Consider the following 25319-nt stretch of genomic DNA (forward strand, 5'->3'; position numbering starts at 1 on the left):
GTGGAGCGGATGATGCGCGACGCGAAGATCACCCAGATCTACGAGGGCACCAACCAGGTCCAGCGCATCGTGATGGCCCGCAACCTGCCGTAACGGCGCTCCACCTCGAACTCCCCGGAGCCCCCGGCCGATTCCGATCGGCCGGGGGCTCCGGCGTTCCCGTACGGCCCTGATCGCCGGTCGCGGCGGTGTCGTATAAATGACCGTCAACTTTCTTGCAGTGCAACCGAGTACGGAGGAATGCAGATGACCGCCCACGAGACCACCGGCAGGGTCTGGCTGATCACCGGCGCCAACTCCGGCTTCGGCCAGGCCATCGCCGAGGCCGCCATCGCCGCCGGCGACACCGTGGTCGCCGCCGCCCGCCGGCCCGAGGCGCTGGCCGAGCTGGAGGCCGCCCACCCCGGCCGGGTCGTCCCGGTCCGGCTGGACGTCACCGACCAGGAGCAGGTCGCCGCCGCCGTCGAGGAGGCGCTGTCCCGGCTCGGCCGGATCGACGTCCTGGTGAACAACGCCGGGCGCGGCCTGATCGGCGCCGTCGAGGAGTACACCGACCGCGAACTGCGGGACCTCATGGACCTGCACTTCTTCGGCCCGGCCGCGCTCACCCGGGCCGTGCTGCCGCACATGCGGGCCCAGGGCAGTGGCGCCGTGGTGCAGATGAGCAGCATGGGCGGCCGGTTCTCCTTCCCCGGCGTGGGGGCCTACTCGGCCACCAAGTTCGCCCTGGAGGGGCTGTCCGAGGCGCTGGCCCAGGAGGTGGCCGGCTTCGGGATCAAGGTGCTGATCGTCGAGCCGGGCGCGTTCCGGACCGGCTTCGCGGGCGGCGACGCCCTCGCCCACGCCACCCCGATCGACGCCTACGAGCCTGTGGTCGGCCCGGTCCGCACCGGCCTGCCGGACTCGGACGGCAAGCAGCCGGGTGACCCGGTGAAGGCCGCCGAGGCGATCCTGGCCGCGCTGGCCGCCGAGCGGACCCCGCTGCGGCTCGCGCTCGGCACCGACGCCGTGGACGCGATCCTCGGCAACCTGGACGGCGCGCGCAGCGAGACCGAGGCCTGGGCGGCGGTCGGCCGCGGCACCGACTACCCGGCCGGCGCCTGAGCGCCCTCCCGGTGCACTCCCGGGAAACCGGGCGACGGCGGGCAGCCCGGTTCCCTGGGCTGCCCGCCATGTCCACACGCTCAACGGGGCGTCGCGTGCGCACGCACGCACTGGTCTCTGTGTGCACGCGCACGCAACCTCGGTACGATGAACGCCATGGATCGTGCCGATCTCACCCTGGGCCCGCTGTCGGAGCAGGACCACGTCTTCTACGGCCTGGTCTGGGCCGGCACCACCCTCGCCGCGCGGGTGGACCGCGAACTCGCCCGGGTGCACGGGCTGCCGCTGTCCTGGTTCGAGGTGATGCTCTGGCTGAACGGCCAGTCGGAGCCGGTCGCCGCCTCCGACCTCGGCGCGAAGACCATGCTCAGCCGCAGCCAGGTCTCCCGGGTGGTGGACGCCTTGGCCGCCCGCGGGCTGGTCTCCCGTACGTCCTCGGCCTCGGACGCCCGCTCGGTGCGGATCGAGCTGACCGAGCAGGGCCGCGCCCTCTTCGCCGAGGCCGACGCCACCCGGCGGGCCGTCCTCGCGCCGGTCTTCACCGAGCGGCTGGACGAGGCGGACATCGCCGCCCTGGAGACGGTCTGGCGCAAGCTGAAGGCGTGAAGGCCCTGGGCCGCCTCGGGCTTCCCGGCGGCGGTGACGATCACCTCGTCCAGCACCTCGCGTGAGCGCGGCAGATCGACGATCATCCGGTCGATCCGGTCGCGCTCCGCGGTGAGCTCCTCGACCAGCTTGGGCGTGGCGATCTCGCTCGGGCCGCCGTCCGAGTCCCGCATGCAGGGGGACCTTGTAGACGGTGCGGCTGTGCAGCCCGGCCGCGAACAACTCCTGGATGTGGACCACCCGGTCCACCACCACCTCCGGGTACTCTCGGTGGCCGCCGTCGGTGCGCCGGGCGGTCAGCAGGCCCTGCTGCTCGTAGTACCGCAGCGAGCGCTCGCTCACGCCGGTCCGTCGGGCGGACCTCACCTCCGAGGGGTGCACCGACTACCCGACGCTGGCCGGATAACACGCCGCTGTGACCTCGCGCCCTCCGGGGGTGGCGAGCGACGCCCGGCCGCTCGTGCCATGATCCCTGCATGGGTTCCAACGTTTTCTTCGACATCACCATCAACGACGAGCCGGCGGGCCGCATCGTCTTCAAGCTCTTTGACGAGGACGTCCCGAAGACCGCCCGCAACTTCCGCGAGCTGGCCACCGGCCAGAACGGCTTCGGCTACGAGGGCTCCGGCTTCCACCGCGTGATCCCGGCCTTCATGCTGCAGGGCGGTGACTTCACCAACCACAACGGCACCGGCGGCAAGAGCATCTACGGTGCGAAGTTCGAGGACGAGAACTTCAAGCTCAAGCACGACCGCCCGGGCCTGCTGTCGATGGCCAACGCCGGCCGCAACACCAACGGTTCGCAGTTCTTCATCACCACCATCGTCACCGACTGGCTGGACGGCAAGCACGTCGTCTTCGGCGAGGTCGTCGAGGGCATGGACCTGGTGAAGAAGATCGAGGGCCTCGGCTCGCAGAGCGGCCGCACCTCGGCCAAGATCACCATCGCCAAGTCCGGCGTGGTCGAGTAGCCACCGCCCTTCGGGACCGGTGACAGCCCACCGCCCCGGAGCGGGAAGTCGGACCTGCCGACCTCCCGCTCCGGGGCGGTGGTGTTCCCGCGTACACGCCCTAGGTCGAAGGACCGATGGCCGCCCGCCCACGGCCGGGGTGGAATGAGCGGGTGGATCACGAGAAGGCGTACGAGGGGCTGGCACCGGCCGTACGGGCGGCGTACCTGGAGCGGATCGGGCTGGCCGAGCCCGGGCCGCCGTCGGCGGAGGGCCTGGCGCGGTTGCAGCGGGCCCACCTGCGCGCGGTGCCGTTCGAGAACCTGAGCATCCACCTCGGCGAGCCCGTGGTGCTGGAGCCGGCGGCGCTGGTGGCGAAGCTGGTGGACCGGCGGCGCGGCGGCTTCTGCTACGAACTCAACGGCGCCTTCGCCGAGTTGCTGCGCTCACTGGGCTACCGGGTGAGCCTGCTGGCCGCCCGGGTCTTCGACGGGGAGCGCCCCGGGCCGCCGTTCGACCACCTGGCGCTGCGGGTCGACCTGGACGAACCGTGGCTGGTCGACGTGGGTTTCGGCCGCTTCAGCCTGCTCCCGCTGCGCCTGGACGAGCGCGGCCCGCAGTCCGACCCGCACGGCACGGTCGCGATCAGTCCGTACGGCGACCACGGCGAGCTGGACGTACGACTGGACGGCGCACCGCAGTACCGGCTCGACCCGCGCCCGTACCGGCTGGCCGACTTCGGGCCGACCTGCTGGTGGCAGGCCACCTCGCCGCAGTCCCACTTCACCCGGTCGGCCACCTGCTCGCTCCTCGCCCCGGACGGCGGACGGACCACTCTCAGCGGCACCCGACTGATCCGGACCGCCCCCGACGGCACCCGCACCGAGGAGCAACTCACCGACGCCGGGGCGCTGTCCGCGTACCGCGAGCACTTCGGCATCGCGCTGGACCGGCTGCCGGCCGCCCCGTCGGCCTGAGTCCGGGGCGGGAGCGCGATGCCGAAGTGACATCCGCCCATTGCGACGGGGCGGTCACTCGAAGTCGTCGGTTACTTGAAGTCCGGCACCGCGCTGTCGTTCTTGAAGGCGTCGAAGACCTGCTTGGACTTGTTGGCGTCCCACTGCACCGCGGACTCGCCGGTCTTGGTGTGGAAGTCCGCGTTGCCGATCGGGACGGTCATGGTCTTGCCGCCGCCGCCGTTGACGTCCTTCATGGCGAGGAAGAGCGAGCCCAGGTCGGTCAGCCCGCAGTCGTCGTCGACGATCAGGGTGCCGAGCGCCGAGTCGACCAGCGGGTAGAAGGTGAACGGGTTGAGCACGGTGCCCGGGGAGGCGGCCTGGTGGGCGAGGGCACCGAGGAACTTCTGCTGGTTGCGCATCCGGCCGAGGTCCTGGTCGGCCATCTGGTGGCGCTGGCGGACGAAGGCGAGGGCCTGCTTCCCGTTCAGGGTCTGGTCGCCGGCCTTGAGGTCGAGGCCGGAGTCCTTGTCCTTGATGTCCTGGTCGATGTGCATCTCGACGCCGCCGATGGAGTCGACGATGCCGGCGAACCCGGCGAAGCCGATCTCGGCGTAGTGGTCGATGTGGATGCCGGTGTTCATCTCGACGGTCTGCACCAGGAGCCGGCCGTTGCCGTTGGCGAACGCCGAGTTGATCTTCGAGGTGGTGGCCTTGACGGTCTTCCCGCTGCTCGTCTTGAACTCGGGGATCGGCACCCAGGAGTCGCGCGGGATGCTCATCAGGGTGTTCCCGTGGTCCCCGACGTGCAGGATCATCATCGAGTCGCTGCGCTTGCCCTCGACGTCGTGGCCGGTGTGCATGTCCTCCATCTGGGCGTCGGTGAGGCCCTCGCGGCTGTCCGAGCCGACGATCAGCCAGTTGGTGCCCTTGCCCGCCGCCGGGCGGCCCGGGTAGTCGGCCAGCACGTTCTCGTGGTTGAGCTTGGAGTCCGCCCAGAAGTAGGTGGACACGGCGGTCACCATGACGGCGATCAGCAGGCCGAAGACCGACCACTTGATGATCCGGCGCCGCGGCCAGCGCTTGGCCTGCGCACCGGCCGGCCGCACACCGGCCGGGCCACCGGGGCCACCCGGGCCACCGGGGCCACCCGGGCCACCCGGGCCACCGGGGCCACCGGGACCGCCCGGACCGCCGGGCGAGCCCTGCCGGGGGATGCCGCCGTACCGGGAGGGCTCGGGCTGCCGCGGCGCGGGCGCCCCCGGCCCACGCGGGTTCAACGAGGCCGGCAGCGGCGGCTCGGCCGCCGCCCCGCCTCCGCCGTTGCCGCCGTACGGGTTCCCACCGCCGCCCGGGCGGCCCTCCTGCCACGTGTTCATGCCGTCGAGGATGCCCGACCCCGGTCGTGCTGACTCCCCCCGGGGGGCCCACCAGGCCTCTTGTAGCAGTTTTGATGCACGTACCGGATCGTTCCGCTGAAACGTCCCGTCACCCGTGTTCCAGCTGCCGAAACGATTCTTGACCGCCTCGAACACAGCGTGTTTGCATTTCAGGCATGGATCAGCGTTGGGCACTCACGCGTCGGCGGTACGTCGACCTGCGGCGTGGGGTGGCCTGCTCGCTCTGTCGCGGCTGACGCCCGCGCCTCGCCCCCGTCGAGACGCCCCCTTCCGAGCACCGAACCGCAGCGCCCTGCCCGCTGCGGCGCCGTTTCGCAGAGCCGCCCCCGCTTCCAGCCAGAGGTGAACCATGGCCACCGTCCTGTCCGTTTCCGGCTCCCCGTCCGCCACCTCCCGCACCACCCGCCTGCTGCGCCACGTCGACGCCCGTCTCGTCGACCGCGGCCACCGCGTCATCCCCTTCGAGGCCCGCAGCCTGCCCGCGCACGCGCTGCTGTCCGGCGACTTCGACCACCCCGAGATCGTCGCCGTCACCGAGCTGTTCGCCCGCGCCGACGGCGTGGTCATCGGCACCCCCGTCTACAAGGCCGCCTACTCGGGCCTGCTGAAGGCCCTGCTGGACGTGCTCCCGCAGTACGCCCTGGCCGGCAAAGCCGTCCTGCCGCTGGCCACCGGCGGCTCGCCCGCGCACGTCCTCGCGGTGGACTACGCGCTGCGCCCGGTGCTCAGCTCGATGGGCGCCGGTCACATCACCCAGGGCTGGTTCGTGCTCGACCGCCACATCACCGCCGGGGAGGACGGCACCACCCTGGTCGAGCGCGAGAGCGACACCCTGCTGGCCCCCGTCGTGGCGGGCTTCGCCGACGCCCTGGAGCGGCTGGCCGCACCCGCGCTGACCGGCTGAGCCGCGGTCGGCGCGGTCCCGTACGGGGCGACCCCGAGAAGGCCTGCGGCGGCCCCTAGGGGGAGGCGCGCCGCACCCCGTAGAACCTTGGTTGCAGCGCTTCATTCCGACGGAGGACGAGCGGTCCGCAATCGACTCCTAACGTGGATCTCACGTCCCCACCCGCCCGAACGCGGCCCGATTCCGTCGGGTCCGCGGCCGACCGCGTCGGCAGGGTGGGGGCCAACGGGTGGGCCCACTTCTTAGGAGACTCCAGTGACGACGGCAGCAGCAGCCGTGTACGACCCCCAGCTTCCCGGTGGACCGTCCGCCGTCGCCGCGTCGGCCCGTCAGATCACCAAGGCGTACGGCTCGGGCGAGACCAAGGTGACCGCCCTCGACGCGGTCGACGTGGACATCCAGCGCGGTCGGTTCACCGCGATCATGGGTCCCTCCGGCTCCGGCAAGTCGACCCTGATGCACTGCCTGGCCGGCCTGGACACGGTCAGCAGCGGTCGGATCTGGATCGGCGACACGGAGATCACCGGTCTCAAGGACAAGCAGCTCACCAGGCTGCGCCGCGACAAGATCGGCTTCATCTTCCAGGCGTTCAACCTGCTGCCGACCCTGAACGCGCTGGAGAACATCACGCTCCCGATGGACATCGCCGGCCGCAAGCCCGACCCGGCCTGGCTGGACCAGGTGGTGGAGACCGTCGGCCTGGCCGGCCGGCTCAAGCACCGCCCCACCCAGCTCTCCGGCGGCCAGCAGCAGCGCGTCGCGGTGGCCCGGGCCCTGGCCGCCCGACCCGAGATCATCTTCGGCGACGAGCCCACCGGCAACCTGGACTCCCGGGCCGGCGCCGAGGTGCTGACCTTCCTGCGTCGCTCGGTGGACGAGCTGGGCCAGACCATGGTCATGGTCACCCACGACCCGGTCGCCGCCGGCTACGCGGACCGCGTGCTCTTCCTCGCCGACGGCGTGATCGTCGACGAGATGCACTCGCCCACCGCCGACTCCGTCCTCGAACGCATGCGCCGTTTCGACGGCAAGCGCACCAGCTGAGCGACGGGACGACCTCACCATGCTGCTCAAGACCTCGCTGCGGAGCTTTTTCGCCCACAAGGGCCGGATGGCGCTCTCGCTCATCGCCGTCGTGCTGTCGGTCGCCTTCGTGTCCGGCACCCTGGTGTTCTCCAACACCGCCACCAGCACCTTCTCCAAACTCTTCGCCGCGACGGCCTCGGACATCTCGGTCCAGCCGCCCAAGCCGGCCGACGACGACGACCAGCCGGCCGCCGACAAGCCGCCGACGATCCCGGTCTCGCTGGCCCAGCAGGTCGCCGCGGTGCCCGGCGTGAAGACGGCCGTCGGCCAGGTCATGGTCGGCAACTCGATCCTGGTCAACCCGGCCACCGACAAGCTGGTCGGCCCGACCACCGGCGCGCCCACCCTGCTCGGCAACTGGACCGACACCCCGCGCAACCCGGTGAAGATCACCTCCGGGCACGTCCCGCAGAACTCCGGCGAACTGGTGCTGGACGCGGACACCGCCAAGAAGGCCAAGCTCGGCGTCGGCGACAGGATCCGGGTCGACAACGCCGGGGGACAGCACGAGTACACGATCGTCGGCATCGCCACCTTCGTCACCACCAACCCGGGCGCGGCCCTGGCCTTCCTGGACACCCCGACCGCCCAGCAGGTGCTGCTCGGCGAGCAGGCCTACACCTCCGTCGAGGCCTTCGGCGACGGCAGCCGCAGCGACGACCAGCTCAAGGCCGAGGCCCTCGCCAAGGTCGGCGCCGGATACCAGGTCAAGACCGCGGCCGAGCAGAAGGACGAGAACACCAAGGCGATCGGCAGCAGCCTCAACTTCATGAAGTACGCGATGCTCGGCTTCGCCGGTATCTCGCTGATCGTCGGCGGCTTCCTGATCATCAACACCTTCTCGATGCTGGTCGCCCAGCGCACCCGCGAGATCGGCCTGCTGCGCGCCATCGGCGGCAGCCGCCGACAGGTGAACGGCTCGGTGCTGGTCGAGGCGCTGATCCTGGGCGTGCTCGGCTCGACCCTCGGGGTGGCGGTCGGCCTGGGCGTCGCGGTCGGCCTGATCAAGCTGATGAACGCGATCGGCATGGACCTCAACGCGGGCGACCTGGAGATCGGGCCGGACGTGTTCGTGGCCGGCTACGCGGTGGGCATCCTGATCACCGTCATCGCGGCCTGGATCCCGGCCCGCCGGGCTAGCAAGATCGCGCCGATGGCCGCCCTGCGCGACCACGGCACCCCGGCCGAGGCCCGCTCCAACATCGTGCGGACGATCGTCGGCCTGCTACTGACCGGAGGCGGCGCCGGCCTGCTGGTGCTCGCCGGCACCGAGGAGAAGGCGTCCACCGGCGGCCAGTACCTGGGCCTGGGCCTGGTGCTCACCCTGATCGGCTTCGTGGTGCTCGGCCCGCTGCTGGCCACCGTCGTCATCAAGGTGCTCGGGGCCCTGCTCCCGGCCCTGTTCGGGCCCTCCGGCAAGCTCGCCCAGCGCAACGCGATGCGCAACCCGCGCCGCACCGGCGCCACCGCCGCCGCGCTGATGATCGGTCTGGCGCTGGTGATCGGCTCCTCGGTCTTCAGCTCCTCGGCGGTCAGCTCGGCCAGCGCGCAGATCGACAAGTCGGTGGGCGTGGACTACATCATCCGCGGCGGCCAGACGGGCGTCACCACCGAGATGATCGACGCGGTGAAGCGGACCCAGGGCATCGACCACGTCACCACCGAGAAGGACCTCGACGCCAAGTTCCAGCTGCCCGACGGGCAGACCAAGCGGGCCGGGGTCGCCGCCGTGCCGCCGAGCTTCTTCAGCACCGACTTCCGGCTGCCGGTCAAGTCCGGCACGGTGGAGTCGATCGGGCGCGGCTCGCTGGCCATCGGCGAGAAGTTCGCCACCGACCACAACCTCAAGGTCGGCGACAGCATCACCGTCCGCTACGTCGGGGGCCACACCCAGGTGCTGCCGGTGGGCGTCGTGTTCGAGAAGGGCTCGCTCTACGGGGACGCCTCCTTCGTCGACTTCGCCACCATGGCCAAGGCCGTCCCGGCCGCTGACCAGCCCGCCGACCGGGTGTTCTACGCCAAGGCCTCCTCCGGCGCCGACGTCGCCAAGACGCTGACCGCCCTGGAGGACGCGCTCAAGAAGTACCCGCAGCTGACCGTCAAGGACCAGGCCGGCTACAAGGAGCTGGTGCAGTCCCAGGTCAACACCCTGCTCTACCTGATCTACGGACTGGTCGGCCTGTCGATCACCGTCGCGGTGCTCGGCGTGGTCAACACCCTGGCGCTGTCGGTGGTCGAGCGGACCCGTGAGATCGGCCTGCTGCGGGCGATCGGGCTCTCCCGCCGCCAGCTGCGCCGGATGATCCGGCTGGAGTCCGTGGTGATCGCGGTGTTCGGCGCCGTCCTCGGCACCGGGCTGGGCCTGGCCTGGGGCATCACCGCCCAGCGGGTGCTGCGGGACCAGGGCCTCGGGACGCTCTCCGTCCCGACCACCACGATCGCGGTGACGCTGGTCTCCTCGGTGGTGATCGGCCTGGTCGCCGCCCTCGTCCCGGCCTTCCGGGCCGGACGCATGAACGTCCTCGCGGCCATCGCGACGGACTGACCCGGCGACGGGGGACGTCGGGTCACCCCCTTGGGGGGAACGGGGGAAACCGGGGGGTACGGGGGGCAGGGGCCGGGTGCGCACAGCACCCGGCCCCTGCGGCACGCCCCCGCCCCGACCTGCGCCCGGACCGGGTGCTGCCGGACCGGCTGGGCCGCCCCCAGCACTTGGTGAACTCCCTCTCGCTGGCCGGTTTCGCGCTGTTCACCGTCGTTCACCACTGGCTCTGAACCTGCCCCGAACCTGCACCGTTCCCACTCCGATTCGGGCTCCGGGAAGCGGAGCGGTACGGTGGGCGTGATCACAGCGCCGGTACCGCCCTGCGGGGTATCCGGAGTCGCCCAGACCGGGACAAGACGGAGACGCGTCGACACCGGTACGGTTGGCCCCGATGAACACCAAGGCTGCTGAGGAGCTGCCGGCTGTTTCCGTGATCATGCCGGTGCTCAACGAGGAACGACACCTGCGCACGGCGGTCCGGCGCATCCTGGACCAGGAGTACCCCGGGCCGATGGAAGTGGTGATCGCCCTCGGCCCCTCCACCGACCGCACCGCCGACATCGCGGCCGAGCTGGTGGCCGAGGATCCGCGGGTGCGTACGGTGGAGAACCCCACCGGCCGGACCCCTGCGGGGCTGAACGCCGCCATCCGGGGCTCGCAGTACCCGATAGTGGTGCGCGTGGACGGCCACGGCCTGCTGACCCCCGGCTACATCACCACGGCGGTCCGGATGCTCGGCGAGATGGACGCGGCCAACGTCGGCGGCATCATGCACGCCGAGGGCGAGACCGAGTGGGAGAACGCGGTCGCGGCTGCGATGACCTCCAAACTCGGTGTCGGCAACGCGGCCTTCCACACCGGCGGCCTGGCCGGCCCGGCGGACACCGTCTACCTCGGGGTGTTCCGGCGGGAGGTGCTGGAGAAGCTCGGCGGTTACAACGAGGAGTTCATCCGCGCCCAGGACTGGGAGCTGAACTACCGGATCCGCCAGGACGGCGGGCTGGTCTGGTTCACCCCGCATCTCAAGGTGACCTACCGGCCCCGGCCGTCGGTCCGGGCGCTGGCCAAGCAGTACAAGGACTACGGCCGCTGGCGCCGGGTAGTCACCCGCTACCACCGCGGCTCGGTCAACCTGCGCTACCTCGCCCCGCCGTCCGCGCTGCTCGCGGTCGTGCTCGGCCTGGTGCTCGGGGTCGCCGTCCACCCGGCCTTCCTCGCGGTGCCCGGCGCCTACCTGCTGGGCATCCTGGGCGGCGCGGTGGTCGAGGGCCGCGGCCTGTCCTTCAAGGCCAGGGCGCTGTTGCCGGTGGCGTTCGCGACCATGCACCTCAGCTGGGGCTTCGGCTTCGTCACCTCACCCCGCTCACTGGCCCGCCGGGTGATAGGGAGCGTCAGCCCGTCCTCGAAGGACGTGCTCTCCCGGGCGCGCTGAGCGGCGGCACCCGCCACCGTCGGTAGGTACGAGGGCGGGGTGGCGCGGCCCGGACCGAGCCGGGCCCGGCCGCCGTGCTCGCCGGTGACGACGGAACACCCGCCCCCCCGCCGGCTACTTGGCGCAGATGTCGGTGTCGTCCGCCTGCACCCGCTGGAGGTCCTTCGGCGCCTCCGTCGGCGCCTGGGCGGGGGTCGCGAGGACGTCCTTGCCGAGCACCAGCACCAGCGCACCCTTCGGGTCCGCCTTCGGGTCCGGCCGTACGGCGTCGGCGGGCAGCCCGAGGGCGCCGGCCAGGGCGGCGGCCTCGGCCTCCTGACCGGCCGGGTACGACACGGTGGTGGTCGCCGTGACCGCCGCGTCGGAGCCGACCGCGGCCTTGGCGAAGCCCTTGGCCTTCAGCTTCTCCACGGTCGGACCGGACTGCCCGCGCGTCCCGCTGCCGTTGCGCACCGTCACCCGGACGTCCTTGGCGTCCACCGCCGGGGCGGTGGTGGTCGGGGCGGCGGCGGAGGGGGTGGCCGGGGCAGGGGTCCCGGCGGCCGGCGGGGCGGCCGTCTCGGTCAGCGAGCGGTCGCCCGCGATCATCGAGAACACCTGCCCGGCGTCGGGCTGCTTGAGGACGAGCCGGTCGTTGTCCTTGGGGTCGTCCAGGACCGGCACGGTGGTGAAGGTGATGTTCTTGGTGTCCACCTTGCTGATGTCCTGCGCCAGGTCCTTGAGCTTGTCGACGCTGCCGATGCCGGAGTCCACGGTGAGCGCCTTGGTGGCGGCGTCCGCGAGCTTGTAGAGCTTGGCGGGACTGGTCAGGGTGTCGTCGCTCTTGATCTTGCGGATCATCGAGCTGATGAACTGCTGCTGGAGCGGGATCCGGGTGAGGTCGCCGCCGAAGCCGACCGCGTGCCGGGTGCGGACGAAGGCCAGTGCCTCCTCGCCCTGGACCGTGTGGCGGCCCTTGGACATCTTCAGGTGCGAGTCCTTGTCGTCGATGTCCTTGCCCGCGCAGACCTCCACCCCGCCGACGGCGGTGGACAGGGTCTTCACCGCCTCGAAGTTGACCTGCACGAAGTGGTCGACCCGGATCCCGGTCATCTTCTCGACGGTCTTCCAGGTGCAGCCGGCGTCGCGTCCGTCCTGGCCGAGGCTCCTGTTGAACATCTCCCGCGCCAAGCCGGGGATCTTCTTCCCCTTGTCGGTCTGGCACTCCGGGATCGGCACCATCAGGTCGCGCGGGATGCTGACCACGGTCGCGTTGGAGCGGTCCTTGGCGATGTGGAACAGCAGCGTCGTGTCGGCGTGCCCGGTGCTGCCCTCGTCGCCGTACTCGCGTCCGAGGCCCTCCCGGCTGTCCGTGCCGATCACCAGGATGTTCAGCGCGTTCCCGGCGGCCCGGGGCCGTTCGGTCTCGTCGCCCAGCTGGACCTTGACCGAGGTCAGGTTGTTGTTGAAGTGCTGGTACAGGTAGTACGCCCCGCCGCAGCCCGCGACCATCACCAGCGCGCCGGTGCCGGCCGTCCACTTGAGTATCCGCCGGCGCCGGTTCCGCTTGGCCGTCGCGGCCGCCCGCCGTCGGCTGTCCCGGCGGCCCTCCCCTGCCGGTGCCGCCCCGGCTCCCCGGCGGCGCTGCCGGGGGACTCCGGTGGCCGGGTCCATCCGGTACTGACCGGTTTCCGGTTGCTCCTCGTACACGGGGGTTCCCTATCTTCGGACCGGCGCGGTTCCGGCCCGCCCCTACCGCCGGGCCGATCCGAACACACTAAACGAGCCGAACGGGGGAATCGCCCCGGGTGTGACTTGCGCCATGCAAAGGCAAGGGATTGGCAAAGCCGCCGAACGGGCCTCGCATTTCCGGGCCGGCACCTGCCCCGGCCGTGCCGGCCTGCGGCGCCGCCCCGGTCAGTGCGGAGCGCAGGGGTCCACGTCGGCCGTGCGTCCCTCGAAAGTCGGCGAGGCGCTCGCCGAGGGTGACGCCGTCGCCTGGTCCGCCCCCGCCCCGGCGGCCGCCCCCGGGCTGGCGCCGGCATCCGCCGTGGGCGCCGAACCGGGCGCCCGGACGGCGATCGGCCGGTCGTCCCGCAGCGCGGTGAACAGCTGGGTGGTCTGCGGCTGCACGAACTCGTCCCGGTCCGAGTCGTAGCGGTACGGGCGGCGCGGCGCGGTCAGGAGCACCATGTCCGGCGAGGGGATGCCGCGCAGGTCCTGGGTGAGGTCGTACAGCGCGCCGAGCGAGGACAGGCCGCCGTCCGCCTTGATCGAGGAGGTGGCCGCGTCCAGCACCGGCCAGAGCCGCGCCGGGTTCAGCAGCACCCCCTGCGACTGCACCTTGCGGATCAGCGAGGCCAGGAACTGCTGCTGGCGGCCCATCCGCTGGGTGTCGCTGCCGTCGCCCAGGCTCTCCCGGGCCCGGACGTAGCCGAGCGCCTGCTCGCCGTGCAGCACCTGGCGGCCGGTCTGCAGGTCCAGCTTGGCGTCCTTGTCGTGGATCGGCTGCGGCACGCAGACCTCCACCCCGCCGATCGCCTCCACCATCGACTTGAAGCCGTTGAAGTCGAGGATCACGTAGTGGTCGAGCCGGATGCCGCTGAGCTGCTCGACGGTGCGGATCGAGCAGGCCGGGCCGCCAAGTTCGAAGGCCCAGTTGAACTGCATCAGTCCCGGCTTGCTGCGGGTGCCGTCCGGCTTCTCGCACGCGGGGACGGTGACCATGACGTCGCGTGGGATGGAGACCGCCGTGGCACGCCGCCGGTTGGCGGCCAGGTGCATCAGGATCGTGGTGTCCGAGCGCTGGGTACCCGGCTCGCCGCCGTAGGAGGAGTTGGCACCGGAGCGGTCGTCGCTGCCGATCAGCAGGATGTTCTCGGCGCCCTTGGCGCCGGCCGACCGGCTCGGGCGCTCGGCCTCCAACTCGGCCAGCAGTTTGTCGGTGGCCGAGTCGGTCTGGATGTTGCCGTCCAGCTTCCGGTAGGCGATCCAGAGCAGCACCCCGGTGGCGACCAGGAGGAACGCGACAGCGCCGGCGGTGATCATCAGCCACCGCCGGCGCCTGCGCGTGCGTTCGGGTCCACCCGGAGGAGTGTCCGTCGCGGGTGTGTCGTCGGTCGGGGGGTGCGCGGTGTCGTCCTCGGCCATGGCAGGGATCCCTACCCGCCGGGCCTCCGCCAGGGGTCAGCCGAGGCGCAGTGTCACCCGTTCGGATTCGACCCGCTTCTCCCACTGCTCGGCGCTCAGGCCCTCGGAGTTGCGGCACAGCACCACCGAGGCACCGGCCGCCAGCGGGGCCAGCAGGCCGGCCTCCAGGCCCGCCCAGTCGTCGTAGGAGAACGTGGACAGCACCCGCGCCCCGGGCTCCAGCCCGAGACGGACGGCGCCCTCCCTGGCCAGCGCGACGGTCTGCTCGCCGGTCAGCTTCAGCGGCAGCCCTTGCACCGAGGTCTCCAGCGACTGCCCGTCCGGGGGCACGGGGGAGTACGGCGCGAAGCGGTCGCCCTGGCCGGGCACCTCTGCGGCGTAGTCGAGGAAACCGTCCGGGCGCTGCGGGAAACGGCCGCCGAGCGGGCGCAGCGCGAGGGCGACGCGCTCGCCCTCACAGGCCTGGGCGGCCTCCAGGCCCTCCGGGCCGCTCACCACCAGGTCGGCGGCGGCCGGGTCGCCGCCCGGCACCGCCGTCACCCCGACCGACCAGCAGGCCAGCAGCCAGACGGCGCTCTGCCAGTGGGCGGGCAGGAGGAGCGCGGCGCGGTCGCCCGGACCGGCGTTCAGCTCGTCCTGGAGGAGGTTGGCGGTCTTGGCGACCCAGTTGTCGAAGGTCCGGGCGGACAGTTCCACCCGTTCGCCGGTGGCGTCGTCGTAGAAGGTGACCAGCGGGGCCGCGGGATCGACCGAAGGGCCGCGCAGGTATGCGTGCAGCAGCTCGACGGGGGTGCGGGCATCGGCAGCGAATGGCGCAGTCATGGTGCGCCCCAGCCTACGGCCTTCGAGTGGGAGGCAGGGAGGGGCGGCCGAGTGGGCGCGGGGCGGCGTGGCGGGCCGTCCGGTTTGCGGCGACGATCCCCTTTATGCGCCCTTCAAACATGCGCCCTTCAAACAAGGCTGCGCGCCTTTCAAACAAGGCTGTGCACCTCTCAGCCCAGGCTGTGCGCCGCTCGCTCCCGGCCGCGCTGCTCGCCGGATGCACCGCCGCGCTGCTGCTGCAGCCCGCTTCCACCGCCTCCGCCCCGCCGCTTGCCCCCGCCGCCGAGCGCCGTGACTTCCCAGGTGGCGGCAGCACCGTCTCGCTGCCGCTGGCCAACTCCGGCCACCGGCTCGCGCCGCGCGTCACCCGACCGTTCGAACTGCTCGGCGTCGGCTGGGACGGCCCGGCGGCGGCGATGGCCGGCGCCACCGTCCGGGTCCTCACCCGGGACGCCGCCACCGGCCGCTGGGGCGATTGGCACACCCTGGAGGCCGACACCGAGGACGGCCCCGACCACGCCCCGCGCGGCGCCACCGCCCCGCTGTGGACCGGCGGCAGCGACGGCGTCGCGGTCGAGGTCGTACCGGGCCCGGCCGGCCCGCCGCCCGGACTGCGGCTCGACCTGGTGGACCCCGGCACCGGCTCCGGCGCCGCGACCGCGACCCGTACCCTGCCCGCCGCCCCCGCCGACGGAGGCAATGCCCCGCGCCCGGCCATCGTCACCAGGGCCGGCTGGGGCGCCGACGAGTCGCTGCGCGACCCGGGCTCCGAGTACACCGGCCCGGTCCGTGAGGTCTTCGTCCACCACACCGCGACCGCCACCGACTACGCCTGCTCCGACGCCCCCCGGGTGATCAGGTCGATCCACCAGTACCACGTCAAGACCAGTGGCTGGCGGGACATCGGCTACAACTTCCTGGTCGACCGCTGCGGGACGGTCTACGAGGGCCGCGCCGGCGGCGTCGACCAGCCCGTCCACGGTGCCCACACCCTCGGGTTCAACACCGACTCCTCCGGTGTCGCCGCCATCGGCACCTACGTCGGCGACACCCCGCCGCAACCCCTCCTCGACAGCCTCGCCGCCCTCGCCGCCTGGAAACTCGGCCTCACCGGCCAAGCCGCCGACGGCCACACCGAACTCACCTCCACCTCCGACGCCAGCCGCTACCCCAAGGGCACGGCGGTCGACTTCGACACCATCTCCGGCCACCGCGACGCCTTCGCCACCGAATGCCCCGGCGCCGCGCTCTACGCCCGTCTCCCCGAGCTCCGGGCGGCCGCGGCGCGGCTGCAGGCGCGGTGACGGGAGCCGCCCGCCGGGCCGCTCCCAGCCCCTCAGCCCCGCTTCCCCGTCTCCAACCGTCAGCAGTGGAAGGGCACTGCCGGGCGATCCGGCCTCGGGGAAGCGCTCCAACCGTCGCGTATCGTTCATAGCCCCAGGCGGCACAGGAGGCGACAGCAGTGACGGGCGGCGAGGCGGTACGGCGCTGGCGGCCGGGCTTCCCGCTCGATACGGCCCGAACGCTGCTGCCCCTGCGCCGGGGCCCCGCCGACCCTTCCTACCGCACCACCGGCGACGGCGCCGTCTGGCGCGCCTCCCGCACCCCGGCCGGTGTCGGCACCCTCCGGGTGCTGTCGCATCCGGCCGCGGGTGAGGTCGAGGCGAACGCCTGGGGCCCGGGCGCGCAGTGGCTGCTCGACCGGCTGCCCGCACTGCTCGGCGCGGAGGACCACCCGGAGACGCTGGTGCTGCCGCCCGGCCCGCTGCGGGAGGCCCAGCGCCGTACCGTCGGGGTACGGCTGGTCCGTACCGGGCTGGTCATGGAGTCGCTGGTCCCGGCGATCCTGGAGCAGAAGGTCACCACCGACGAGGCCTACCGCGCCTGGCGCACCCTGCTGCGGGACTTCGGCACTCCGGCGCCGGGCCCGGCCGAGGGCATGCGGGTGGCGCCGTCGGCCCGGGAGTGGGCGATGGTCCCGAGCTGGGAGTGGCACCGGGCGGGTGTGGACCCAAGGCGCTCGGCGACGGTGCTGCGCGCGGTCCGGCTGGCGCCCCGACTGGAGGAGGCCTCGGCGATGGGCCACGAGGAGTCCTTCGCCCGGCTGACGGCCGTTCCGGGCATCGGCGTCTGGACGGCCGCCGAGACCCTGCAGCGCAGCAACGGCGACCCGGACGCGGTGTCGGTCGGCGACTTCCACCTCCCGAACCTGGTCGGCTGGGCCCTGGCCGGGCGTCCCCGCAGCGACGACGCCCAGATGCTCGCCCTCCTGGAGCCCTACCGTCCCCACCGCTACCGGGTCTGCCGCCTCCTGATGGCTACCGGCGCCCGGGCCCCCCGCTACGGACCCCGGCTCACCCCGAACGACCACCGCCACCGCTGAGCCGCCCGGGCAGCCGCTACCGCACCTCGATGAACGCGTCCGCGCTGCGCTCCGGCCGTTCGCGCGGCGGCTCGGCCGGGCGGCCGACGGCGACGGCGCCCATCGGGTCCCAGCTGTCCGGGAGGTCCAGCGCGGCCCGCACGGTGTCGCGGCAGAACATCGTGGACGACACCCAGGCGGAGCCGTAGCCCTCGCCGGTCAGCGCGACCAGCAGGTTCTGCACGGCCGCGCCGGCGGCGACGGTGAACATCTCCCGTTCGGCGGTGGCCCGGCGCCGGTCGGGGTAGGTGTGGGAGCCGTCCATCACCAGGCAGGGGACGACCAGGTACGGCGCGTCGCGCAGGACGTTGCCGCGGGCGGTGCGGCGGGCGATCCTGGCGTCGTCCCAGCCGTCGAGTTCGCGCAGGTCGCGCTGCCAGGCGGCGAGCATCGCGTCGAGCAGCCGGGTGCGGGTCTCGGCGGACTCCAGCAGGACGAACCGCCACGGGGTGGTGTGGTGCGGGGCGGGCGCGGTGACGGCGGCGGCGACGGCGCGCCGGACGGCGGCCGGGTCGACCGGGTCGGCGGTGAAGGAGCGGACGGTGCGCCGCAGGGTGACGGCCTGGCGCAGCGCCTCGGAGGTGCCGAGCCGGAACATGTCGTCCACGGCGGGCCGCACCAGCGGCCGGGTGCCGGCGCCGTCCTCGACGGTGACCAGGTGCCCGAGCCCGCGCACGATCGCGACCGGGACGCCGCTGGCCTTGCCCTTCACCAGGTCGGCGGCGGCGGCGAGTTCGTCGGCGGTGGCGGTGACGGTGAGTGCCAGCTCGTTGCCGTGGCTGTCGGTGCGGCCCCGGTGGTCCTCCAGGACGGACAGCCCGGCGGCGCCGATCGCGACGTCGGTGAGCCCGTTGCGCCAGGGCCGTCCGAAGGTGTCGGTGACGATGACGGCGAGGCGGCGGCCGGTGAGCTGCTGGAGCCGGGCGCGCAGCGCGCGGGCCGAGGCATCCGGGTCCTCGGGCAGCAGCAGCACGGTGCCGGGGGCGGTGTTGGAGGCGTCGACCCCGGCGGCGGCCATGACGAAGCCGTTGCGGTTCTCGACGATCCGGGCCGGTCCGCGCCGGGCGACCACCCGGACGGTCTCGGCGTCGATCGCGGCCTCGCGGTCGGCGGCGTGCAGCACCCGGCCCTCGGCCTTGCTGACGATCTTCGAGGTGACCAGCAGGATGTCGCCGTCCCGGTACGTCCCGGCCTTGGCGATCAGCCCGGCGAGGTCCGTCCCCGCGTCGACCTCGGGGATGCCCTCGACGCCGAGGACCTCCAGCGGGGCCGTCACGTCCGCACCTGCTCCGCCAGCGCCAGTGCTGCCCTGGCCATCTCGGCGGTGGCCTCGACGTCGGTCATCAGCAGCGGGACGGCCCGGCAGGCGATCCCGGCGGCCTCGACGGCGGCGACGGCGCCCTCGTCGGCGGTGTCCACCAGCCAGCCGTCGATCAGGCCTGCTCCTCGCCCGCCACCACCCTCGCTCGAACTGCTTCGCAGTGCTGCCCTGCTGCCGTAGTGGAGCGCGACCGCCTCGGCGGTGGCCTCGACGCCGACGGCGGCGAGCACCTTGTCGGCCATGCCCCGCACCGGCGCCCCGCCGATGATCGGGGAGAGCCCGACCACCGGGGCCGGGGCGGCCGCGACGGCCTCCCGGATGCCGGGGACGGCCAGGATGCTGCCGATCGAGACGACCGGGTTGGACGGCGGGAAGAGGATGACGTCGGCCCCGGCGATCGCCTCCAGCACGCCGGGCGCGGGCTTGGCGGTGTCCGCGCCGACCGGGATGATCGCCTCGGCGTCGACGGCGGCGTGCAACTTGACCCAGTACTCCTGGAAGTGGACCGCCCGGGTGCCCTGCTCGTCGGTGATCCGCACGTGGGTCTCGACCCGGTCGTCGCTCATCGGCAGCAGCCGCACGCCCGGCTTCCAGCGCACGCACAGTGCCTCGGTGACCTGGCTGAGGCTGTACCCGGCGGTGAGCATCTGGCTGCGGACGAGGTGGGTGGCGAAGTCCCGGTCGCCGAGCCCGAACCACTCGGGGCCGACGCCGTACTCCTTCATCTCGGCCTTGATCGACCAGGTCTCGTCGGTCCGGCCCCAGCCCTGCTCCTCGTGGATGCCGCCGCCGAGGGTGTACATCACGGTGTCGAGGTCGGGACAGACCTTGAGGCCGTAGAGGTGGATGTCGTCGCCGGTGTTGCCGATGACGGTGATCTCGTCCTGCGGTCCGACCGCCGCGAGGAGACCGCGCAGGAAGCGCGCCCCGCCGATTCCGCCTGCCAGTGCCACGATGCGCATGGGGTCATCCTGCCACGGTCGGACTCTTCGTCAGTCCGCGCTCAATGCCTCTCGGCCTGCGCCCGCCGGTGCTGCTCCGCGTGGTGGTCCGGGTGCTGCTCCGGGACGGCGGTGGCGGCGCCGTACTGGTTCATCTCGGTCAGGCCCGGCGTGTAGAGGTGGATGGAGACGGCGGGTTCGAGCGCGCCGTTGACCACCTCGTGCAGGTACCCGGAGGAGAACACCCTCCGGGTGCCTGGCCGCAGGGTGCGGGCGCCCTCGCCCGCGCGGGTGAGGGAACGCTCGATCAGCTCGCCCCGCACGACGGTCATCACGCCGGAGGACCCGCCGTGGTCGTGGAAGCCGCTGCTCTGGCCGGGCAGCCAGCTGAGCAGCCAGACCTCGTAGCCGGGGCCGGTCTCCAGCCGGGCGTACCAGCGGGTGAGCGCGTCGTAGCGGACCAGCGGCTCCCAGCGGGCGCGGTCGGCGGCGATCTCGCGCACCAGCCGGGCGTGTTCGGCGACGGTGGTGGGGTGCCCGGGCAGGTCGGTGCGGGCGAGGTGCGGGAAGGCGAGCGGGTCGCCGGCGATGGAGACGTCGCTGAGCCCGTCCGCCCAGCGGTGCCCGTCGGTCGGATTGGGGGAGTGGGCGGGGGCGAGGCCAAGGCGGGCGAGCTTGTTGCGGTCGCGGTTCCGCCTGCGGATGCGGATCATGCGCACGGGGGTCGTCCTCGGAGGAGTCGGCTGGTTCGTCGGGATCAGCCGGATCCGGGATGTCCTGGGGCGGGAATCGCGGGCGGCCTCTGTGTTTCCTGGGGGCGGCGCGCAGTGGGACGCGGGCGCCTAGATACAGCAGGAACAGAGGCGACAACAAGAGTTCACGGCACGGCGGAGGGTGGAACCGCTCCGGGGGCTGGCGAACTCTGACATAGGGGCAAGGACACCGCACGCGCGGGGTCGGTGTCAAACCGAAGGGTGCGGCATTCGAGTGGGTTAGGTCTGGATCTTGCCCGGATGGGGTGATTCATCACTCTCTATGTTTCGATGAGAAGATCGCCGGGAAGGCAGCCCGATGGCCGGCCTGTGATGGTGACCGGGCGTCATCCCGCGGATGGTTGCGGACGGTTCGATGCCGTCTGGGGCCTTCGGACTAAAAATCTGATATGTCCGAATATGTACACTATTCGTAACGGCTTGGTGCCAGGGAGTGAATCCCGGCCTCAATACCAGAGCTCGGCTTGACTGGGCCAGAGTGACGCAACTGTAATTTCACTCGTGTCGTCAGCCGCACGAGGCAACGGCAACCACGGGGACGCCAAGTAGGGGCAGAGGAGGCGCGCCACATGAGCGAGCTCTTTGAGCTGTTGATCGGGGACGGCATCGCGGAGGATGAGGAGGAACTCGGTTGGCAGGAGCGCGCGTTGTGTGCTCAGACCGACCCCGAGTCCTTTTTCCCCGAGAAGGGCGGCTCGACCCGCGAGGCCAAGAAGGTCTGCCTCGCCTGCGAGGTCCGCTCGGAATGCCTGGAGTACGCCCTCGCCAATGACGAGCGCTTCGGCATCTGGGGCGGCCTCTCCGAGCGCGAGCGCCGTCGGCTCAAGAAGAGCGCGGTCTGACCGGGGCGGCCCCTGCCCCCCCGCTGACCCTCCGACATCGACGGACAATCAACACAGTTGTACGAGCGCCTCACCGCGGTGGTGGGGCGCTTTCGTGTTCCCGGGCCCTTCACGCCCTCCTTACTTCACGGCCTCCGCACGGGCACCGCGCACGAGGCGGCCGTCCGGAGCCGTTAGTGTGGTGCGCCATCCGGTTGCCGTTCACCGGCTGTGTCCACCGAGAACTGGGGCCCGCGCACTCGATGACCGTCTACAGCCACCAGAGCGGCTTCACCGCTTCCAGGCCGCCCGCATACCCGCGTCACCTGGTCACCGCGGTGATCGTCTCGCACGACGGCGCCCGCTGGCTGCCGCAGGCCCTGGCCGGCCTGCTCGGCCAGGACCGCCAGGTCCAGCGGATCCTCGCGGTCGACACCGGATCCACCGACAACTCCCCGCAACTGCTCGCCAAAGCGCTCGACGACTTCGGCCTCGCCGACGGGATGCCCGAGAGCGGCCCGCTGATCCTCGGCCGCCGGGCCGGCTTCGGCACCGCCGTCGCCGAGGCCGTCTTCAACAGCCCGCCGCTGCGCCCGGAGGACCTGCCGTACCGGCTCGACCCCTCCGGCTACGACCCGGTCACCGGCGGCTGGGACGACTTCGGCGACCCGCTCGCCCAGGAGGACGACCTCGGCCGCGGCGGCCCCCGCGAGACCCAGCCGGTCGAGTGGCTCTGGCTGTTGCACGACGACTGCGAGCCGCAGACCGACGCGCTGCGCCGCCTCCTCCAGGTCGCCGACTCCACCCCGAGCGCCGGCGTGGTCGGCCCCAAGCTGCGCAGCTGGTACGACCGCCGCCAGCTGCTGGAGGTCGGCGTCACCATCGCCCGCTCCGGCCGTCGCTGGACCGGCCTCGACCGCCGCGAGCAGGACCAGGGCCAGCATGACCAGGTCCGCCCGGTGCTCGCCGTCTCCAGTGCCGGCATGCTGGTGCGCCGCGACGTCTTCGAGGAACTCGGCGGCTTCGACAAGGCCCTCCCGCTGATGCGGGACGACACCGACTTCTGCTGGCGGGTCAACGCCGCCGGCCACCGCGTGGTGGTCGCCCCCGACGCCGTGCTGCGGCACGCCGAGGCGGCCAGCCGTGAGCGCCGCGCCATCGACTGCGGCTCCTCCCACCCGCACCGGGTGGACAAGGCCGGCGCCGTCTACACCCTGCTCGCCAACTGCAAGGGCGCGCTCTTCCCGTACGTGCTGCTGCGCCTGGTGCTCGGCACCCTGCTGCGGGCCGTCATCAACCTGCTCGGCAAGGACCCGCGCCAGGCCGTCGACGAACTGGCCGGTCTCGGCCACGAACTCATCCGCTTCCCGCGGCTGTTGGCCGCGCGCAAACGCCGCTCCCGGACCAGGGCGGCGGACGCCCTGGACGACCGCACGCTCTTCCCGGCCCCCGGTGCCACCGCCCGGCTGGCCGTCGAGGGCGTCATCGGCTCGCTCGGGATAGGGGGCGGCGACGACCCCGGCAGTCGGCACGGCACGGTCGAGGCCGGCGGCGACGAGGACTCCGAGGACCTGGTCGTCGAGCAGTTCGCGCTGATCAAGAAGCTGGCCCGGCGCCCCGCGCCGGTGCTCTTCGCCGCGCTGCTGGTGTTCGCCCTGATCGCCTGCCGCAGCCTGCTCGGCGGCGGCGAGCTGTTCGGCGGCGCCCTGCTGCCCGCCTCCGACGGCGCGAGTGGCCTCTGGTCGATGTACGCGGACGCCTGGCATCCGATCGGCACCGGCTCCACCGCCGCCGCACCGCCGTACCTCGGCGTGCTCGCGGTGTTCTCCTGGCTGCTGTTCGGCCACGCCGACCTCGCGCTCACCGTGCTGCTCGTGCTCACCGTCCCGCTCTCCGCGGTCAGCGCCTACCTGGTGTCCCGTCCGCTGCTGGACTCCAAGCTGGTCCGCGCCTGGGCCAGCGCCACCTACGCGCTGCTGCCCGCCGCCACCGGCGCGCTCGCCCAGGGCCGGATCGGCACCGCCGTCCTGGCCGTGCTGCTCCCCCCGCTGGCCCGCGCCGCCGCGATCGCGGCGGGCCTCGGCATCCGCGAGGAGAGCGCCGCCAAGGGCGCCCGCCCCGGCTGGCGGCCGGTCTGGATGACCGTCCTGCTGCTCACCCTGACCACCGCCTTCGTCCCGCTGACCTGGGCGCTCGCCGTTCCGCTGTGCCTGGCCATGCTGGTCGTCGCGGTGCTGCGCGGCGGCGCGTTCGGCTCCGGCGGTACGGCGCTGCGGCTGCTCGGCCTGCGCGTGCTGGTGATCCTCGCCGTGCCGGTCGGCGTGTTGGCCCCCTGGTCGCTGAAGGTGCTGTCGCACCCGCAGTGGCTGCTGCTGGAGGCCGGCCTGCCCGGCCTGCACGGCGCCGGGGCGACCGCGGCCGGCCTGCTGCTGGTCAACCCCGGCGGCGCCGGGGTGCCGCCGGTCTGGCTCTCCGGGGGTGTCGTGCTCGCCGCGCTCGCCGCGCTGCTGCGCGCCGACCGCCGCCGCGCGGTGCTCGCCGCCTGGGGCGCGGCCGGTGCCGGCCTGGTCTTCGCGGTCGCGGTGGCGGGCACCTCCGTCACCCCGGCCTCCGGTGGCCCGGCGGTGCCCGCCTGGGCCGGCCCGGCCACCCTGATCGCCGGGATCGCCCTGCTCGCCGCCGCCGCGATCGGCGCCGACGGCGCCAACGCCCGCGTCGCCGGGATCGCCTTCGGCTGGCGCCAGCCGGTCGCCGCCCTGGTGGTGGCGGCCGCGGTGCTGGCCCCGCTGGGCACCGGCCTGTGGTGGGCGCTGACCGGCGCCGGCGGCCCGCTGCACCGCGCCGACGGCGGCCAGGTGCCCGCCTTCATCGCCGAGGAGGCCAGCACCACCGACCGGGCCCGCACCCTCGTCGTCACCGGGGAGAAGGGCGCCGTGCGCTACACCGTGGTGCGCGGCGCGGGCCTGACGCTCGGCCAGGCCGAGTCCACCGTCGACCCGGCCACCGGCACCCAGGACGGCCTGAACAAGATGGTCGGCAGCCTGCTGGCCGGCTCCGGCGCCGACCAGGCGAACGCCCTCTCCGGCTACGGCATCGCCTACGTGCTGGTCCAGCGCCCGGTGATCGACGCCTTCAAGGACGTCCTGGACACCACTCCCGGCCTGGTCAAGGCCAACCAGGACGGCGACGCCGCGCTCTGGCAGGTCAACGGCGCCCCGGCCGTCCGCGCGGTGATCACCGCCCCGGGCGCGAACCCGGTGGTCGTCCCGGCCGGTGTCCGCGACCTCAACACCACCGTCCCGGCCGGCCCGGCCGGCCGGGTGCTGCGCCTGGCCGAGTCCGCCGCCCCCGAGTGGAAGGCCACCGTGGACGGCACCGCCCTGGAGCCCACCACGGTGGACGGCTGGGCGCAGGGCTTCAAGCTCCCGGCCGCCGGCGGCAAGCTGGCCGTCACCCGTGAGGGCAGCCTCGCCCACACCGGCTGGATCTGGGCCCAGGGGCTGCTCGGCCTCACCGTCCTGGTGCTGGCCCTGCCCGGCCGCCGCAGCCACAAGGACGACGACCTGCCCGAGGAGGTGGTGGCCGCCGCCGCGCTGGCCGCCGCCCAGGCGCAGGCCCCAGCCCCCGGCAGCCGCCGGGCCCGCCGGATGGCCGAGCGCGGCGAGGGCGGCGAGCCCGGCGCCGAGGAGCCCGGGGTGTACGAGGGCCGGCCGGGCGCGGTTCCGGCCCAGCCAGCCGGCGAACCGGTGACCGAGGCGGTCCAGGCGGCCGCCGCCGTCCAGGAGGCCGAGCCGTACACCGACCCGTACCAGACCTACCAGCAGGCCGACCCGTACAGCTACGACCAGTACGCGGCCCAGCCGCCGGTGGCCGCGCCGTACGGCGGCCAGGGGTACGACACCCACGGGTACGACGGCGGCCAGCAGGGCTACCCGCAGCAGGGCTACGAGCAGGCGTACCAGCAGGAGCAGTACGGCTACGACCCGTACCAGCAGCACCAGCAGCCGTGGCTGCCGGGGCAGCAGCACGGCGAGCCCTACTACGACCCGAACGACCCAGACGGCACCGGCCGGTACCCGCACCAGCACGGATCGGGGAGCTGACCCG

General features: G+C 72.9%; 20 protein-coding genes and 1 pseudogene. 13 read left to right on the forward strand and 8 right to left on the reverse strand.

The genetic code is table 11. From position 1 onward, the window contains the following. From ACWC9T_RS29385 to ACWC9T_RS29395, 3 genes are all read left to right on the forward strand, one after another. On the forward strand, positions 1 to 93 hold a 93-nt coding region (locus ACWC9T_RS29385; protein WP_132919430.1), incomplete at its 5' end, for an acyl-CoA dehydrogenase family protein. A gap of 153 nt (positions 94 to 246) precedes the next feature. Then, positions 247 to 1104: an oxidoreductase gene (locus tag ACWC9T_RS29390; RefSeq protein ID WP_449824073.1), complete on the forward strand. Its 858-nt coding sequence runs from the start codon at positions 247 to 249 to the stop codon at positions 1102 to 1104. Positions 1105 to 1260: 156 nt separating this feature from the next. Beyond that, positions 1261 to 1710 carry a MarR family winged helix-turn-helix transcriptional regulator gene (locus ACWC9T_RS29395; RefSeq protein WP_449824074.1) on the forward strand — a complete coding sequence of 150 codons (450 nt, stop codon included), beginning with the start codon at positions 1261 to 1263 and terminating at the stop codon, positions 1708 to 1710. A gap of 23 nt (positions 1711 to 1733) precedes the next feature. On the opposite strand, the pseudogene ACWC9T_RS29400 reads toward ACWC9T_RS29395, so the two are convergent. Next, positions 1734 to 2076, reverse strand: a pseudogene (locus ACWC9T_RS29400) (MerR family transcriptional regulator); the annotation flags it as partial. Positions 2077 to 2186: 110 nt separating this feature from the next. Between ACWC9T_RS29400 and ACWC9T_RS29405 the strand changes: the two are divergent. Together ACWC9T_RS29405 and ACWC9T_RS29410 are read left to right on the forward strand one after the other, a co-directional pair. Next, complete coding sequence (locus ACWC9T_RS29405; protein ID WP_355675841.1) at positions 2187 to 2681, forward strand: peptidylprolyl isomerase; 495 nt, start codon at positions 2187 to 2189, stop codon at positions 2679 to 2681. A gap of 152 nt (positions 2682 to 2833) precedes the next feature. Next, a complete protein-coding gene (locus ACWC9T_RS29410) occupies positions 2834 to 3637 on the forward strand; it encodes an arylamine N-acetyltransferase family protein (protein WP_449824075.1) in 804 nt (267 codons plus the stop codon). A 71-nt stretch (positions 3638 to 3708) separates the two neighbouring features. Here ACWC9T_RS29410 and ACWC9T_RS29415 read toward each other — a convergent pair whose 3' ends face one another. After that, positions 3709 to 4995, reverse strand: coding sequence for an LCP family protein (locus ACWC9T_RS29415; RefSeq protein ID WP_449824076.1), 1287 nt, complete (start codon positions 4993 to 4995; stop codon positions 3709 to 3711). Between the two features lie 370 nt (positions 4996 to 5365). Here ACWC9T_RS29415 and ssuE point away from each other — a divergent pair, with 370 nt between their 5' ends. From ssuE to ACWC9T_RS29435, 4 genes are all read left to right on the forward strand, one after another. After that, positions 5366 to 5920, forward strand: a complete 555-nt coding sequence (ssuE, locus tag ACWC9T_RS29420; protein ID WP_449824077.1) for an NADPH-dependent FMN reductase — start codon at positions 5366 to 5368, stop codon at positions 5918 to 5920. 255 nt (positions 5921 to 6175) lie between these two features. Further along, complete coding sequence (locus ACWC9T_RS29425; RefSeq protein ID WP_449824078.1) at positions 6176 to 6964, forward strand: ABC transporter ATP-binding protein; 789 nt, start codon at positions 6176 to 6178, stop codon at positions 6962 to 6964. A 19-nt stretch (positions 6965 to 6983) separates the two neighbouring features. Then, entirely contained in the window at positions 6984 to 9551 is a 2568-nt protein-coding gene (locus ACWC9T_RS29430) for an ABC transporter permease (RefSeq protein ID WP_449824079.1), read from the forward strand. A 391-nt stretch (positions 9552 to 9942) separates the two neighbouring features. Further along, positions 9943 to 10983: a glycosyltransferase family 2 protein gene (locus ACWC9T_RS29435; RefSeq protein WP_449824080.1), complete on the forward strand. Its 1041-nt coding sequence runs from the start codon at positions 9943 to 9945 to the stop codon at positions 10981 to 10983. A gap of 114 nt (positions 10984 to 11097) precedes the next feature. On the opposite strand, the gene ACWC9T_RS29440 is transcribed toward ACWC9T_RS29435, so the two are convergent. The 3 genes from ACWC9T_RS29440 to ACWC9T_RS29450 form a co-directional block, all read right to left on the reverse strand. Beyond that, positions 11098 to 12672 (reverse strand): LCP family protein, encoded by a 1575-nt coding sequence (locus ACWC9T_RS29440; RefSeq protein WP_449824081.1) that lies wholly within the window; start codon positions 12670 to 12672, stop codon positions 11098 to 11100. A 207-nt stretch (positions 12673 to 12879) separates the two neighbouring features. Beyond that, positions 12880 to 14112 carry an LCP family protein gene (locus ACWC9T_RS29445; protein WP_449824082.1) on the reverse strand — a complete coding sequence of 411 codons (1233 nt, stop codon included), beginning with the start codon at positions 14110 to 14112 and terminating at the stop codon, positions 12880 to 12882. A 36-nt stretch (positions 14113 to 14148) separates the two neighbouring features. Further along, positions 14149 to 14934: a TIGR03089 family protein gene (locus ACWC9T_RS29450; RefSeq protein ID WP_449824083.1), complete on the reverse strand. Its 786-nt coding sequence runs from the start codon at positions 14932 to 14934 to the stop codon at positions 14149 to 14151. A gap of 161 nt (positions 14935 to 15095) precedes the next feature. Here ACWC9T_RS29450 and ACWC9T_RS29455 point away from each other — a divergent pair, with 161 nt between their 5' ends. Together ACWC9T_RS29455 and ACWC9T_RS29460 are read left to right on the forward strand one after the other, a co-directional pair. After that, positions 15096 to 16238 carry a peptidoglycan recognition protein family protein gene (locus tag ACWC9T_RS29455; RefSeq protein WP_449824084.1) on the forward strand — a complete coding sequence of 381 codons (1143 nt, stop codon included), beginning with the start codon at positions 15096 to 15098 and terminating at the stop codon, positions 16236 to 16238. A gap of 158 nt (positions 16239 to 16396) precedes the next feature. Beyond that, the gene (locus ACWC9T_RS29460) at positions 16397 to 17317 is read left to right on the forward strand and encodes a DNA-3-methyladenine glycosylase family protein (protein ID WP_449824085.1); all 921 of its coding nucleotides are present in this window, start codon (positions 16397 to 16399) and stop codon (positions 17315 to 17317) included. A gap of 16 nt (positions 17318 to 17333) precedes the next feature. Here the strand turns inward: ACWC9T_RS29460 and ACWC9T_RS29465 are convergent, their stop codons facing one another. From ACWC9T_RS29465 to ACWC9T_RS29475, 3 genes are read right to left on the reverse strand one after another with little or no spacing between them, the layout of a single operon-like run. Further along, positions 17334 to 18632 carry a coenzyme F420-0:L-glutamate ligase gene (locus ACWC9T_RS29465; RefSeq protein WP_449824086.1) on the reverse strand — a complete coding sequence of 433 codons (1299 nt, stop codon included), beginning with the start codon at positions 18630 to 18632 and terminating at the stop codon, positions 17334 to 17336. Further along, on the reverse strand, positions 18629 to 19639 hold the full coding sequence (gene cofD / locus ACWC9T_RS29470; RefSeq protein WP_449824087.1) for a 2-phospho-L-lactate transferase: 1011 nt from the start codon (positions 19637 to 19639) through the stop codon (positions 18629 to 18631). The genes ACWC9T_RS29465 and cofD overlap by 4 nt, the downstream gene beginning before the upstream one ends. A gap of 41 nt (positions 19640 to 19680) precedes the next feature. Further along, positions 19681 to 20337, reverse strand: coding sequence for a cysteine dioxygenase (locus ACWC9T_RS29475; RefSeq protein ID WP_449824088.1), 657 nt, complete (start codon positions 20335 to 20337; stop codon positions 19681 to 19683). Positions 20338 to 20960: 623 nt separating this feature from the next. Here ACWC9T_RS29475 and ACWC9T_RS29480 point away from each other — a divergent pair. Beyond that, positions 20961 to 21233, forward strand: a complete 273-nt coding sequence (locus tag ACWC9T_RS29480) for a WhiB family transcriptional regulator (RefSeq protein ID WP_030062195.1) — start codon at positions 20961 to 20963, stop codon at positions 21231 to 21233. A gap of 242 nt (positions 21234 to 21475) precedes the next feature. Beyond that, a complete protein-coding gene (locus ACWC9T_RS29485) occupies positions 21476 to 25315 on the forward strand; it encodes a glycosyltransferase family 2 protein (RefSeq protein ID WP_449824089.1) in 3840 nt (1279 codons plus the stop codon). Positions 25316 to 25319: the final 4 nt, after the last annotated feature.

Source organism: Kitasatospora sp. NPDC001159 (assembly GCF_053598235.1).